This window comes from Candidatus Seongchinamella marina, from assembly GCF_026262685.1.
GTDB classification, from domain to species: Bacteria; Pseudomonadota; Gammaproteobacteria; order Pseudomonadales; family Halieaceae; genus Halioglobus; species Halioglobus marinus.
Genome location: NZ_SHNP01000004.1, coordinates 13,953 through 27,944, shown reverse-complemented (window position 1 = coordinate 27,944; position 13,992 = coordinate 13,953). Strand labels below are relative to the sequence as shown.

General features: G+C 50.7%; 11 protein-coding genes. 6 read left to right on the top strand and 5 right to left on the bottom strand.

Annotated elements, in window-relative coordinates; translation table 11 throughout:
- The first annotated feature begins 23 nt into the window (after positions 1–23).
- Positions 24–2,369, top strand: coding sequence for a TonB-dependent receptor (locus EYC87_RS11525; protein ID WP_279253009.1), 2,346 nt, complete (start codon positions 24–26; stop codon positions 2,367–2,369).
- A gap of 398 nt (positions 2,370–2,767) precedes the next feature.
- The gene (locus EYC87_RS11520; protein WP_279253008.1) at positions 2,768–3,151 is read left to right on the top strand and encodes a hypothetical protein; all 384 of its coding nucleotides are present in this window, start codon (positions 2,768–2,770) and stop codon (positions 3,149–3,151) included.
- Positions 3,152–3,196: 45 nt separating this feature from the next.
- Here EYC87_RS11520 and EYC87_RS11515 read toward each other — a convergent pair whose 3' ends face one another.
- Positions 3,197–3,658 (bottom strand): pyridoxamine 5'-phosphate oxidase family protein, encoded by a 462-nt coding sequence (locus EYC87_RS11515; RefSeq protein WP_279253007.1) that lies wholly within the window; start codon positions 3,656–3,658, stop codon positions 3,197–3,199.
- A gap of 169 nt (positions 3,659–3,827) precedes the next feature.
- Between EYC87_RS11515 and EYC87_RS11510 the strand changes: the two genes are divergently transcribed.
- Positions 3,828–5,264, top strand: a complete 1,437-nt coding sequence (locus EYC87_RS11510; protein ID WP_279253006.1) for a serine hydrolase domain-containing protein — start codon at positions 3,828–3,830, stop codon at positions 5,262–5,264.
- A 104-nt stretch (positions 5,265–5,368) separates the two neighbouring features.
- Here EYC87_RS11510 and EYC87_RS11505 read toward each other — a convergent pair whose 3' ends face one another.
- Positions 5,369–6,745 carry a DUF1501 domain-containing protein gene (locus EYC87_RS11505; RefSeq protein WP_279253005.1) on the bottom strand — a complete coding sequence of 459 codons (1,377 nt, stop codon included), beginning with the start codon at positions 6,743–6,745 and terminating at the stop codon, positions 5,369–5,371.
- Positions 6,746–6,768: 23 nt separating this feature from the next.
- The gene (locus EYC87_RS11500; protein WP_279253004.1) at positions 6,769–8,568 is read right to left on the bottom strand and encodes a DUF1800 domain-containing protein; all 1,800 of its coding nucleotides are present in this window, start codon (positions 8,566–8,568) and stop codon (positions 6,769–6,771) included.
- A gap of 295 nt (positions 8,569–8,863) precedes the next feature.
- On the opposite strand from EYC87_RS11500, the gene EYC87_RS11495 reads away from it, so the two are divergent.
- Positions 8,864–9,160: a 4a-hydroxytetrahydrobiopterin dehydratase gene (locus tag EYC87_RS11495; protein ID WP_279253003.1), complete on the top strand. Its 297-nt coding sequence runs from the start codon at positions 8,864–8,866 to the stop codon at positions 9,158–9,160.
- Positions 9,161–9,352: 192 nt separating this feature from the next.
- Here EYC87_RS11495 and EYC87_RS11490 read toward each other — a convergent pair whose 3' ends face one another.
- Together EYC87_RS11490 and EYC87_RS11485 are read right to left on the bottom strand one after the other, a co-directional pair.
- A complete protein-coding gene (locus tag EYC87_RS11490) occupies positions 9,353–10,471 on the bottom strand; it encodes a hypothetical protein (RefSeq protein ID WP_279253002.1) in 1,119 nt (372 codons plus the stop codon).
- A gap of 55 nt (positions 10,472–10,526) precedes the next feature.
- Positions 10,527–11,678, bottom strand: coding sequence for a hypothetical protein (locus EYC87_RS11485; RefSeq protein WP_040541017.1), 1,152 nt, complete (start codon positions 11,676–11,678; stop codon positions 10,527–10,529).
- Between the two features lie 719 nt (positions 11,679–12,397).
- On the opposite strand from EYC87_RS11485, the gene EYC87_RS11480 reads away from it, so the two are divergent.
- The gene (locus EYC87_RS11480) at positions 12,398–13,435 is read left to right on the top strand and encodes a transporter (RefSeq protein WP_279253001.1); all 1,038 of its coding nucleotides are present in this window, start codon (positions 12,398–12,400) and stop codon (positions 13,433–13,435) included.
- A 33-nt stretch (positions 13,436–13,468) separates the two neighbouring features.
- Positions 13,469–13,990 carry a YfiR family protein gene (locus EYC87_RS11475; RefSeq protein ID WP_279253000.1) on the top strand — a complete coding sequence of 174 codons (522 nt, stop codon included), beginning with the start codon at positions 13,469–13,471 and terminating at the stop codon, positions 13,988–13,990.
- Positions 13,991–13,992: the final 2 nt, after the last annotated feature.

The window sequence follows — 13,992 nt, the reverse complement described above, 5'->3', positions numbered from 1 at the left end:
ATAAAACCCAAGAGGAAATATCGATGAAAAACTCCAACTCACTAATGAAGCCCGGGACAGCCCGGCATGCGCTGGCCAGCGCATGCTCTGCAAGGTCATCTCTGTCGTCACGCACGTCCCGCAAAACTATTCCAGCGGCCCTGGCTGCGATTGTGGCGGCGACGCTTGCTGGGCCAACCGTAGCAATAGCGCAAGAAAGTACGTTTGCACTGGAGGAGGTCCTCGTCACCGCAACCAGGCGTACTGAATCGATTCAGGACGTGCCGGTATCGGTCACTTCGCTCACCACTGAACTGCAAGAGGCTAGTCTCCGTCGTCTTGATGACATTCAGTCTTTTACACCCAATGTTTATCTAAGGAAACACAGCTCCGCGCCCGGTGGCTTATCAATTGCTATTCGAGGCGTGTCTTCGTCGGAGTATGACAAGAGCTTTGACCCATCAATCGGCGTTATCATGGATGGTTTAGTGCTTGGCACGGCGAGCGGCAGCATGATGCAAAATTTTGACACCAAGCAGATAGAGGTTTTGCGCGGGCCTCAGGGTACGTTGTTCGGCAAAAACACTACGGGAGGTGTTGTTAATATTATTCGTGGAGATATCACCATGGAGTGGGGGGTGGATGCCAGCCTCGCGCTAGGGACCGATGGCAGGGAAGAAGTCAAGGCGGTGGTTAATGTGCCGCTTATCGACGACACATTGGGTATGAAAGTGATGGTTAGCAGCGTCCAAAGCGACGGATATTTTGAGAATGTCACGCTTGATAAGGATGTGGGTGGAGACGACATGCAAACCTACGGCGCCGCGTTACTCTGGCGCCCTACTGAAGACTTTGACCTCAAATTCCATTACGAGGTGTTCGAGGACGATTCTGATGTATTAACGGCCGCTAACGGCAATACGCCGGGTGCGTTTGCATGTGACTTGGAGGGCGTCTTATGGCCGGTGGGATGTGCAAGCACCGATACTGCTAGCGACAAAGATAACGTCACTGGAGGCAGGGAGTCTTATGCGGAGGCTGAAACCGAGATGGCGATACTGACCGCCAACTGGGACTTGGACAAGTTTCTGTTGACGTCTATCACTGCTTACCAGGATAAGGATGAGCAGTATTTGAATAACTTTGACCCTTCCCCAGCAGATTTTCTCTACCTGAATTATTTCAACGAATGGGAACAGTTTAGTCAGGAACTCCGAATAACGTCGCAGTTCTCGGATACTATTCAATTTGTCGGCGGTCTGTATTACTGGGATGTTGCCTACGAGCAGTACTGGGATGTGGGCAAGCTGCATTACAACCTAGACCGGGTCGGAGCAATTACAGGTGTGCCAGGTGGTGCTGGATTTACAGAAAATACACTATCGACCAATGGTCAAGAGCAGGAAACGACCTCCATTGCCGCATTCTTTTCTGGCGATTGGAACCTGAATGATCAGTGGACTTTAACTGCTGGAGCGCGCTATACGCAGGAAGAAAAAGACTTCAGTGGAGGTAACGGAGGTCAATTTTATGAAGACGGCAGCCCACGACCTGATGTATCTGCGGTTTATCAGGATTTTGATGAGACGTGGAGTGAAGTGACTCCCAAGGTTGGTTTCAGTTACCGACCTAATGACGACATGATGGTGTTCGGGTCATACACCGAAGGCTTCAAGAGCGGAGGGTATTTTGGTCGCCAGTCGAACTTTGTCGATGTGGATGCCAAGTACGAGCCGGAATATGTGAACACCTTCGAGTTAGGCTTAAAGAGCGAATGGTTGGGTGGTCGAATGATCGTCAATCCAACGATTTTCTTAAACAGTTATGAGGATAAACAGGAGTCTGTCCTGATACCAATCAGCCTTACCAACGTGTCAACGGTTGTGCGAAATGCCGGTGAACTAGATATTTTCGGCGCTGAATTGGAGGTTCTTTTCCAGGTGACGGAGGCATGGAACCTGCGCGCAAATTATGGCTACCTCGATGCCGAGTATGACAGCTTCGATGCAGACCTGAACGGCGATACGGTAGTAACGGATAACTCTGGTCTGACGCCCAGAAATACTCCAGAAAACTCGTTCGGCATTACTTCAACTTACGTGATGCAGTTGGGTAACGGTGAGCTATCGCTGATGGGTTCATACAGATGGCGCGATGAAGTGTACACGCTTGCTGGTAATGAGCCTGAGAGTCTGCTCGATAGCATTCAAAACCTCGACGCCACGATTAGCTATAGCTTTGGTGAAAATGGGCGTTACCGTGTATCGGCCTTTGGTCGAAATATCACCGATGAGCGGGAGGCGAATTTTGCTGAAATCGGTGGCTTGACGGGCTGGTATGCCTGGAACCGTCCTGCGAGTTACGGTATGGAATTCGCCATAAGCATGTAACTTTACTCACTGCAGTGCGACCCAGCTTTAACCGGCTGGGTTGTACTGACCCTTTCTCCAGACAGTCAAGGTAGTTTTCAACACGCAAGCCAAGTTTTTCTTTCAATTGCTCTTTCTATTCCTTCTTTCTTGCCCCATCCAAAGCGTTATTGTCGCCTTAACCAAAGGTGATAGTCACTTGCATTGAAGCTAGCGAGTCGAACCCTTCTTCAACCCGTGTATCCCAAGATTTAATCGATTTTGCGAAGACTGTGACAGAGCTTCTGTTTCGCTTTTGTTCATATCTGCGCAAGAAATTTAACTACCATACAGAACCATTTATGGGCGTCCGACGAATCAAAGGCAACACTTAACCGGTGCGGCACGTGCCACTTAACGAAAACGGGAAGGAAAACACTATGATTACAAGGACTTTAACTGTAAAAGCTGCAATGGTTGTTGCAGGACTGGGAATGGCGTCAGGGCTGGCAGCAGCGCCACAGGCCGGTCCCGCTGACGCCGTGGCAGTATGTCGCGCAGTACTGCAGGACGATGTGAGTGAGTTGTCTCGATTGCTTGCAGATTACCGCATTCCATCAGCGTACTCCGTGGTGGCGCTAGCGCCAGGAAGCGGTCGCCTGCGAGACGCACGCAATGGATACCTGTGCAATAACATGGCGCTGGACGATTTCGCAGCGGCAGTCGGAGCTGAGCGCACGACTGAAATGCTAGCGGGGGAGTCGACAGTCCAGAAAGACTTTGTCGCAGAGTCGGACGACGTTGGTCCTGAGACCAGAAGCTAACGCGTGCTCCGTGGCACGAAACCCCGCGAGAGCGGGGTTTTTAAGTCAAGAATCGCTGGGCGAGCGCCAGACTCTTTTATTTCTGGAGCCGAACATCTCTGACAATTCCACACGAAATGGTTCTATTCGAATGAGGCAGTAAGATTCGTCTGCTGGCCCGTCAGGCCAGAACCGGGTCAGGTCGTAATCGAGAACCTCCCAGACCCTGTTTTTAGTGGCCGCATCGACCCTCACTTCCGCTGTTCCTCGAACCATCAGGTGAACGAAATCATCTGGTGCCACCTGAAACTGAATATCGACTGCCGCGTTTTTTTGAATTTCTTTCGCTTTCGCAGTCTCCGCCCCCGTTGCGATCCATAGGACTTTGCCTTCCCAAGTGGGATGAACCATGCGTACTCGGGGTGCATTGTTTCTGATTGTAGCCAACGCACACCAGACCGCTTTCTTGGCCGCTGCGTCCACCTCCATGAAGAATTCGTCTTCCTTACCAGGGTCTATATTCGTCATTTTCTGTCACCTGTGAATTGTATTTCAAGCATAGCTGTAATAGCGCTATACGTCATCGAAGAAGCCATGTATACGGGTAATCAGTCATGGACTGCTGATCCCTGTTAGACTGTTTTCTTAGGCCTGGCGTAGTGTCCTGAAAGCAATAAACAACGGTAGGGTAACTAGCATGCGTATACAATTTCGCTATATAAGCATCACACTGCTTTTATGCACATCGATCAATATTCAAGCATCCTATGATTATTTTTCGGTTAACCGCCAGTTGGTGCGCAACGGTATGCAGGCCGTGCTGATGTGCAACGGGCTTTACACCTCTCATCGCCAGCTCGGAGGAATTTTTGAGCAAGAATTGGCTTACCTTGCCGGTGAGCGATTCGGTGGTATTGTCGGCGATGTTGATGGCGGGGATTATAAAATTAACTCAAATTTGCGCTCAGTAGCCGTAGGTGGCGGCGACTCGGGTCCTATTGTCAGTGCGGTTTTTCGCGCCGGCATTGGTTGCGTCGTTATGGCGCCTGATCAGAGCGAAAACGAGATCGATTCGTTGCCCAAGCTTGAGTTGTCAGTCCCCGATCACGATCCTGACTCAATTGCCTGGCCTGTTGGTGACCTGATAAACGATGTGGTAATACCTGATAGCATTAACATCGAAGCGTTGCAGGCTGCCTCGGACTGGGCCTTTGAGCGGCCCAATTCGCAAGAGGTAACGACGAGTCTTGTTGTTGTGTATCAGGGGCAGATAATTCATGAGCGATATGCCGACGGTTTTGACAGACATACCCGCACTCGAACGTGGTCGACTGCGAAAAGTATCGCGTCCACACTCATTGGTATTCTTGTCGACAGAGGCAAGTTGCAATTGGACGAGCCTCTGAATATTGATTGGTTGCCGGTGCTGAAACACCCTGAGGCTGATCCCAGAAATGCTATAACCTTGCGCCATACGCTGCATATGTCCAGCGGCTTATATCCGGTTGACGATACTGACCGTAAATATACAGCCGGATCTAGCCTTGCTTACTGGGCGGGCGCCTCATCCATTGATGGCATGCGCGATCGCGGCCTGGTCCGTCAACCCGGCACTTACTGGGACTATGAAAATTTTGATACCTTGTTAGCAGTTTACGCTATGAAAAAAGCGCTTGGCGGCGGCGAGAATTACCGGGCATTTCCTCAGCGTGCTTTGCTTGAAAAAATTGGCATGAGGAGCACCCTAGTGGGCGTTGATCGCTTTGGTGATTTTATTTTGAGCTCTCAGGTTTACACGAATACTCGAGACCTCGCGCGATTTGGACTTCTTTATGCTCAAGATGGGATGTGGCAGGGTGAGCGAGTTATTTCGCAAGAATGGATATCCTTTGTGCGCACACCAGCACCCACTGCTTTGTCGCATGGTGGTTTTTATGGGGGGCACTGGTGGTTAGTTCCAGAGGGGCGTGAAGATGTGCCCGCATCCGCCTATGCAACGGCAGGGACGCGTGGTCAATTTGTGATCGTTGTTCCAACACTCGACCTGGTCATTGTCAGGCGAGGGTTAGACTATAGCCCTGAGGGTTTTGATTATTGGGACCTATTGCGCGAGGTGGCTAAAGCCGTTCATTAAACGTCGCAAATCTTGGTCCATCGTGCTCGAAAATGAAACGTCCACGGCCCTAATCTAGCCTTGCAAATTCACTGGGTGCCGAAGCGTTACATTGCCAGTGCCTTCTAAATATACCCAAGCGCGCCGTTTGGAAAGTTTGCTAGTCCGGGCAGAGCGGTGGCCAATTCCTGGTTATTTAAACCAAACCATTGGCCCAGGGGGGCAGCGAACTGTTCTACCGAGGCAGTAGGAATGAGACGACCGTTGCCGGCGTCCTGATTATGGCCAAGCTGCGCTATGGGGATGTCACCATAAATATTGCCGCCGCGAACGGCTCCGCCAACCACGAAGTGATGGCCGCCCCAGCCATGGTCGGTGCCATCACCATTTGCCGTAAGAGTACGACCAAAGTCTGCAGCGGTGAAGGTGGTGACCTGGTCCGCCACACCCAACTCCTCGGTGGCATTGTAGAAAGCGGTCATTGCATCGCTAAGGGTCTGCTGCAGTCCCGGCAGTGCTTGTGCCTGGTTCGAGTGCGTATCAAAGCCGCCCAAGCCCACGAAGTACACCTGCCGTTTAGCACCAATGGCCTGCCTAGAGCCAATAGTCTCAGCCACGGCGCGTAACTGGCTGCCCAGGCTGCTCGCAGGAAAGGGAGTGTCAAGGGGGGTTTCTGTAGCTAGCGCAAGCTTATCGTTGGCATCCAGTGAAACCCGGCTGATGTCAATAAAGTCCTGCTCAAACAGACTTTGGCGGGTTGAACCGACCGAGGCAAAATGATCTCTGAGCATATCGGAGACGCCGGCGGGCGCCGCTTCCACGACACGGATCGTGGGGACGCCATCGGTGCCGATCTGGTAGGCGCCTACGCTGTTGCCTGTGAGGAAAACGGTACTACCGAACAGAGATATTTGCGAGAACACGGCTTCCGTGTTGGCACCGCTAACGGCATCGCCAAAACGTCCTCCCCAGCCTACCTGAGCACCCTCTGGTGCAAAAGACAGCCAGGTTGATTGTTGGTCGTTGTGCGAGAATAGCCTTTTTGGGAGTTCAGTGCTGCGATTGTTAAAGGTGGTCCGATTCGTCGGTTCCAGCAGTGGGCCAACATTGCCTACGATAGCCGCCTTGCCTTGCTGAAACAGTGAGTGCAGACCGTTCATTTGCGGCGGCAGGGCAAATTGTCTATCGCCAAAAGGGTTGCTGGCGGTTTCCAGGGCCAATAATTGGTTCTGAGCCCGTGAGGAGCCCTGTGGCAGCGCGTCATAAGTGGACATAAGGGTTTTACGCGCAGTAACAAATTGGTTGTAGGACGCAGTATCAAACGGTAATACGGTATCGTGGCAGTCCATGCCGCCGAAAAGAAAAACGCACACCAACGCGCGATAGCCTTCGATGTCCGCTGCATGTGCCTGGAAACTGGCGAGATTCCCCAGCAAAGTGTTACCGCCTGCGAGCAGTGGCAAAGCCATTGTATTGCGTAAGAATTGCCTTCGATTATGCATAATCTGTTCCTTTATTGCCCCATCTAGCGCAGCACGATGTACTCTGGCGACGTCATTATCAGAATTACCGCTGCTTGTGTTTTGAGCTCGCTGGTGTCGGTGCTTTGCTGGTCAATACTAGCGAGAACATCAGTGATGCGCTGGCGTGTCTCCGGAGCGAGGGTTCCGTGGGTCAGGATCAGGTCGAGACTGTCGAGTAGGGCGGTGATGTCGTCGGCCAGTGATGTGTAGGGGGCATAGTCGGGCACAAAGGCCCGCGGGAGACTGTTGTCATACCGGGGTGAGTTTTGCAGCGCGAACAGGGTGAGAAAGTTGGCATAGCCGATAATCGTCCCCGCATTGGTGATCTGCAGTTCTGGCGCGGTGAGGCCGGCATCGCCGGTACTAGTGCCCGCTGCGATGTAACCGGGTCGGTAGAAGTTGAACACGGAGGGAGAGCCATAGGGCTGCTGACCTAAAAGCTGAGGACTGCTTGTGTTTCTCAGAGCTCGTTCATTGCTGCTGTCGGCACTGTTTACCTCAAATGCCCTGGCCCAATGAGTAAAGCGAATAACTGGCTCGCGCAGCTTGCCTGACGCAGGGTTATCGGTAACCGAGGCGTCGCCTGCATCTATATCGAACAACACAGCCGAGATCATCGCCGCAAGGTCGCCGCGCTGCCCTGTTCCGATCACCTCACCTCCAGGAAGTTGGTAACTACCTGCGTCGAATGCCTCGGACACCCTTCGCACGTGGGCGTTAGTGGGATGACTGGTGACAAAGCGTTGGATGAGTTGGCGCCCGAGAAAGGGGCCCAGATTGGGGTGTTCGAAGATGATATCAAGCGCAAGCTCTATGCTCGCTGCTCCGCCAGTACCAGCGGCTATCGTATTGCCAAGGAATTGTTTGGCACCACTTGCGCTATACTCGTCAAACATTTCTAGCGATGCATGAAAGGAGGCGAGCGGCACCCGGTCTAGGCGGGTGTCAAAGTTGGCCCCTGAGAAGCTTAAACCGGTGAATACTTTTGCAAGCTCGGTGATGTCACTGTTGTCGTAGAGTTCTACATCACTGCCATCTTCCGCCTTCACGGGCTGGCCATTGGGTTTGAGTTCCACTAGTCCAAGCGTAAACAGTTGGAGAATCTCCCGGGCATAGTTCTCGTCTGGCACCCGGCCCGTTTCTGCATCTGCTGGGCGATTGCGCAGGTAGGTCAGGTAGATTGCCATGGCTGGTGAATAGGTGACACGTTCCAACAAGTCGCGATAGTTGCCGAAGGCGCCCTCGGTCAGGGTATCCATATAATGCGCCAGGATCTGTGGGGCGTCGCCGACGCTGCTGTTTGCTGACACCACCAGGATTTGAGACAGAGCAAAGGCCATGCGCTGTCGCAACTGATCTTCCCCTTTTATGGCAGCTGTCCAGAAAGACACCGCGGGAAGCGGCTTTAGCTCTTGCAGGGTGTCACCATTCTCGTCGAAGAACCGGCCGTCCGCAGGAAATTGCGACAAGACTGCTTCGAGATGCAAGGTTGCGGGTTTCTCCAGTTGCTCTAGCAGCCAAGCCTCGGGCCCATCAGCCACCACAGCGTTGATGGTATTTCGCGTCGGGCCAAACGTTGCTTGGCTTAGGAATCGTGCTGCCTCAGCCTCTTTAAACACCAACGTAGTTGGTTTCGACTCAGGTTCCGGCGCGGGAGTAGAATCTGTGGGGGGCGCTGCAACTGGCGCGGGACTGGTGTTTGCGGCGGGCGCAGAAGAGCCGCCGCCACCGCCGCCGCAGGCGACCAGTAACAAGACTAAGATTGCAGATACCAACGATCTTATTAAGTGAATAACTGACATGTTGTGGCCTGTATGTCCTTGATCAATAGCCTTACTGCAAGCAGGTTCGATTACTGTCCAGGCGTTATTAACATTGGGAGGACGTTATCCGATTGAGAATCAGAGTTCACCAAGATTTCCGTGAAAAAGAGTAAAAAATTGTAAAGCGGCAACTGGCTAACGTCGAGAGCTGCGACTCCCCTGTGGGAGTCCTGTCGTAATCCAACTGAACTGATCTGCACTGCAGAACAATGATTTTTCTAGTTGCAGCGACTGTAGCTGGACTACAATGCAGAATGAACAACAGGAGTTTCCCATGCGCTCACAAAAGCTATCGTCTGCGATGATTACGCAACAACTAGACCAACTTCCTGAATGGACCCTTGATGAAACTAAGCTTTATCGCCACTTGATTTTCGAAGACTTTATTGAGGCCTTTGGGTTCATGACTCAGGTAGCGCTGCTGGCTGAGGCTATGGATCATCACCCTGAATGGTCCAACGTATACAATCGAGTGGATATTTATCTGACGACGCACGACGCAGGTGGGATTTCTGAGCTGGACTTTACGCTGGCAGGACAAATAAATAAGTTGTTGCGGACGAAGAAATAAGGCGGAAGATGCTGGTTTTTTGCTGCACAGTTTGGCCTAAGTTGCACTGCAATCTGAGCGGGCACCTGGTCGGTGCCCGGCAGAGTCATCGAGGAATTAGTTTGTCTGGTGAGTAGGGCGGTGGCCCAAGACCGGGAGCTGGTTTTCCCTGGTCTTGAGCAGCTAATTTCTCGCTATCCTTGCTACGTGTAACTACTGCCCCATTTGCTCAATAAACTCCATTTTCTGATCATAGTGATCAGAATTGCGAAACTCCCTACCGCAGAAGGCCATTTCATGACCCTGATATAAGCTGCCGTAGCGGCTATCGCATATATCTTCGCGATTACACCAAAGCGGTGGAAACCATAAATCTGAACACCACTCTACTGTGGAGTTTCTAGCGCCGGCAGAATGAAAAGCCACGGCGCCGTCGCTGTGCCAGGGCAATAACCACCAACCTGCGTTCAACGTGCCATCGTCACTACCGACTTCATCCAAAAAGCCACCGATATGCCTGATTGGTACGCCCTGTGTGTTGCTGTGGTTGTATAGGTTACGAACTTTGCTGGGGGACAACTCACTTGCTAAATCGCATGCAAATAAATCAGCAACGCTACCCCAGTTAGACAACTCACTTCCGCCACCGGCTCCAGCTGAAGTCCTTACCTCAATAATATTCCAGCTGAGAGACCGCTCACACACTCTGCGTTTGCCTTTACCAGTGCAGACCTCATCTTGCGTAGCCATGCGGTCCAGTGCGTAACCCAACACATTATCCCCGTTTGAATAATTATAAATCACACAGCTGTTACTATCCGTGCAGCAATGGTCGAGATATCGCGTGAGTGTCTTAGCGGCAACCTGCGTCCCCGCGTTCTCCGTCTGCACGGCCTTGATCTCTACCGCAGCAGCGTTACCACTAATCCCCGACACATCGGCTAATCTGTCGGACTCTCCGGGGTAATCCCATTGCGTCGAGCACATGCCTCCAAGATGCAGAAAAGCAATTTGATCCGAATCGCTCTGGCAGTCTCCGAAATCTTGTGCGCAAACGGGCGCATAGTCAGCGCAACAGTTACCCTGTGATTCGCAATCGGGCAAGCACGAGCAGCTCCCATCGTTGCCGCTGCTTCCACAATAGCTATCGATCACCTCGCAGCTGCGTTTTTTACCCTTACCTTCGCAGACTTGAGTCGCCTCACTTTGCAGCATCTCGCATCGGCCAAAATTGCCTCCACCAATAGAACCTGCCGAAGCGAATTGCGCCATTAGCAGAAACAATGCAAAGGCCTGCATTAAAACCATCAAACGATTCAGTTGTAAAAACATCGCCATGCTCTCCCTAAATATGCCTGAATTCTTTCAGGCAGTTGCTATGTACTTGTTATTCGGGCGGCGCGAATTCAACGCCACGCGCCAGCGCTTCTTTGTAGAGTTTTAGCATCCGTTCGGTACGCAAGCTACGCACTACTGTATTTTTGAACTGGTCAAGGTCGTAATCCTGGCTGATGTATTGACCTTCTATTAAGGCAAGATGGTCACTGCCTGCCATTGACATTGGGTTCAGGCGTTCTCCGCGAAGTGTCGTTAAATAAAACGGTCCCTGCACCTCTCTATCATGAAAAAGCAAACCATCGAATTCTAAGCTAGCTACCCTGGAACCCGGTTCCAGATTAGTGTCCAGCTGCGATCTGCCAAAGGGTTGGCCAAATCGATCATGTATGTTGGCACTGATACGGTAGGTGCCCGCCAGTTTTACTTCGATACCGACGTCAAAAACAAGATCGCCCGAGTGCAGATAGTCAGCGGACACGGCAGTGAAATTAGCCGGGACCCTGCTTGAACCGGTGAAATGAAAGTCTAATATCGCTTCACGTGTTTCAACGCCAAAGTTACCGAATGCAACTCTCACCCTAATTGGGCCCGTGTAGTCAGGCCAGAATAAGTCAGGCTGAAAACTCGTCTCAGCGCCTTGGCCTGCTGCAGTAACCGCCAGTTGTCGTTTTAGTACGGTGCCATCGGCGCTTCGAATTTCGGCCTGCATGCTGAGCGTATTTGCGGCCGCTGGCAGGTCGTTGCGCCACAGTTCCAGACTGATCTCTGCAACGTCATCGCCTGTAATAAAAAATCGGTCAGCGGTTAGCAATATATCCCAGTCTGCATCTGGGCTAAGAGGGTTGCGTGACAATGGTCGTCTGCGTTCGTGGCGGGCGCCAGGGTCAACCAAATCTAGGTTTTTCTCCGTGATGGCCTGGGTGCCATCACCGTAACGATTGAGGTCTTTAAAGAGTTGTAGTGTGTCGCGACCGCTTTGCTCTGTCTGTTCAACAGCTTCACTTTGCGCTGATGAAACAATAGGGAAGGAGCCCAATGGTGCTGCGGTCGTTTTTGGGGGGGATGCGTCTGTTGGCAGTCTGGTCGCGACCGGTGTCGATTTAGTAAGGACGGGTGCACGGGCACTAAGCAGCCACAAGCACGCGCTCAGCAGCGCTGCTGTGGCGATGAATATCTTGTCGCGCCTGCCTAAAGGGGGCAATTGCTTCTCCCTAACGACCTTAGCGATGTTCTCTCACCAATGTCGTGCGCTTCACCAACCCAACCCTGAGACTGGCTTCAATGTCATAACAATACAGCTTAGGCCAAGTTTTGAAAATAGTAAAAAAACGATGCGTTAGGCCCCAGTTATCACTATCACTAGGGTTTTTTAGGTTAAAGCCTAGGCGTGCTAAAGAGCTTATGGGCAAGAAATCGACTTACAATCACCGGACATCACATCCGCAAAGGGTTGCCAGCGCAAGGGTATCGCGAGACTGGTGATTAGTAAGGCCGGATTAAATCTGGCTCATGCGCGTATTTGATGGCCAATTGAGGAGTAAAGTTGCAATTTGCGATGCAATACGCAATTTACGCGGAGGTCTGCTGGCCGCGAAGCCTTACTTGCACTCAAGAAACGTGACTAACCCAAGATGCTGATAATAGAGCCGCTAAACACGAATTAAATTTAAAAGAATCTGTGTAATTGTTTCCACGTTAGTCCTCTAGACTCTCCTCTGCTGGTCACCAATTGGGAAATTCAATTCGCTGGTTTGCCGTGGTAAACGTTTTTCAACGGCACGCAGCGGAGTGAGAGATGGCAAAATTGTGGCCTTTCTCGATGCTATTACATGAGTCAGGTCGCTTCTAACGATAGCCTAATAGTGCTCAGGGTGATAACTACAGTAACGGTTCATGCATTCCTATACAGGAGCTTCGTTTATGAAATACTTTAAATATATCGCATCGTTTTTGTTCTGCAGCCAATGTTTTGCGCAAAGCACGCCATCCGAGCTTGCTGAAATGAGCTTCGATGAGCTGTTTTTCATCGATAGTAGTCCTTCGGCTTCGACTTCGCCATGGACATTGGGCTACGCGTATAAATTTGCCGAGTACAAGGGTTATCTTGATGGAGATTCATCGTTAAGCAATGACGAAGTCTTGTGGGAACCGGGAAATGAACCAAGGACGTCCGACAATTTCCCTGTGGTACCCACAGTAATTACCCAGGAGGTTCATACTGTATCCTTGGCCTATGAGATCAGCCCTCAATGGCAAGTTAGTCTGTTAGTTCCCTATATCCGGCAAGAAACAGATCACATCAGTATCGTCGGAAATTACGAAACTTTTGTTATCGAGACAGACGGCTTGGGAGACATCACGACGCAAGCGACCTATCGATGGAATACTGGTAGCGCGGAAACATGGGCAATCGGGTTTGGTTTGAGACTGCCGACCGGGTCGATTGATGAAGAGGGTGATACGCCTCGCGCACCGGGAGATCAAGAACTCCCGTATACGATGCAACTTGGCTCGGGCACCTATGATTTTCCACTCGACGTCATGTATAAATTGAGCGGGAAACATCAGATTACACTGGGTGCCTCAGCCAATATTCGAACAGGGACTAATGATCGAGGCTATAGACTTGGTAACAATTACAAATTGACCAGTCAATACTCTACTGCAATATCTCAAAGAGTAGACGTTTTTGGTGGATTGAGCCTTGTGTACAGCGATTCAATCCACGGTCAAGACGATGCGCTACTAATTGACTCACCTTTCCCATATCCCGCTTCAATAACCAACCCAGACCTTTATGGCGGTAAAAAAGTAAATTTGAATATCGGTTTATTGTGGGAAGCTACGAACGACTTTTACCTTAAGCTCGACATAAATAAACCCGTGTATCAGTACCTCAACGGGCCACAACCTAAAGAAAACTGGACAGGTGCATTTTCGTTGACGAAAAAGCTATAAATAGGTAGCTAACGTTAACCGAAAAATATAAAAATGAAAAAGATCAGGCGACTGATTGTCAGTTTTGGAAGTGTGGTCTTGCTCATGGCCAATTGCACAGTGAGATCCGATAGCTCATTGGAAAGAGGCGATCAACTAAAAGCCGTTTATTTGTTTAACTTCACCAAATATATCAGCTGGCCTGATTCCAGTTTTGAGTCAAAGTCAGAGAAAATTAGTATTTGCGTTGATGCGCCTGCAGTATTCCGCGAATTCCTGGGCGAGATAATCAATAATAAGCGGGTCGGAGAAGCGCAACAATTACTGGAGGTAGTCAGTCTCGATGTGGCAGTTGATTGCGAGTTAATCTATCTCGTAAAAAGAGATAATAAGTTGCCAAGAACCCTCAATAATTCTGTTATTGTTACGGACTCTGGTGACAACTATTTTCCTGAAACTGAAATCAAGTTCTATATTCTTGACAAAAAATTAAGGTTTGAAATTGATCTTGATAAATTTAAAAAGAAAAACATTACCGTAAGCTCGGAGCTACTGAAGCTGGCAAAAATAAAATGATT

What these genes read in the sequence shown, in the direction of transcription:
- EYC87_RS11505 (WP_279253005.1), bottom strand. Translation starts at nt 6,745, where the DNA reads ATGCATAATCGAAGGCAATTCTTACGCAATACAATGGCTTTGCCACTG.
- EYC87_RS11520 (WP_279253008.1), top strand. Translation starts at nt 2,768, where the DNA reads ATGATTACAAGGACTTTAACTGTAAAAGCTGCAATGGTTGTTGCAGGA.
- EYC87_RS11495 (WP_279253003.1), top strand. Translation starts at nt 8,864, where the DNA reads ATGCGCTCACAAAAGCTATCGTCTGCGATGATTACGCAACAACTAGAC.
- EYC87_RS11475 (WP_279253000.1), top strand. Translation starts at nt 13,469, where the DNA reads ATGAAAAAGATCAGGCGACTGATTGTCAGTTTTGGAAGTGTGGTCTTG.
- EYC87_RS11500 (WP_279253004.1), bottom strand. Translation starts at nt 8,568, where the DNA reads ATGTCAGTTATTCACTTAATAAGATCGTTGGTATCTGCAATCTTAGTC.
- EYC87_RS11490 (WP_279253002.1), bottom strand. Translation starts at nt 10,471, where the DNA reads ATGTTTTTACAACTGAATCGTTTGATGGTTTTAATGCAGGCCTTTGCA.
- EYC87_RS11480 (WP_279253001.1), top strand. Translation starts at nt 12,398, where the DNA reads ATGAAATACTTTAAATATATCGCATCGTTTTTGTTCTGCAGCCAATGT.
- EYC87_RS11510 (WP_279253006.1), top strand. Translation starts at nt 3,828, where the DNA reads ATGCGTATACAATTTCGCTATATAAGCATCACACTGCTTTTATGCACA.
- EYC87_RS11515 (WP_279253007.1), bottom strand. Translation starts at nt 3,658, where the DNA reads ATGACGAATATAGACCCTGGTAAGGAAGACGAATTCTTCATGGAGGTG.
- EYC87_RS11525 (WP_279253009.1), top strand. Translation starts at nt 24, where the DNA reads ATGAAAAACTCCAACTCACTAATGAAGCCCGGGACAGCCCGGCATGCG.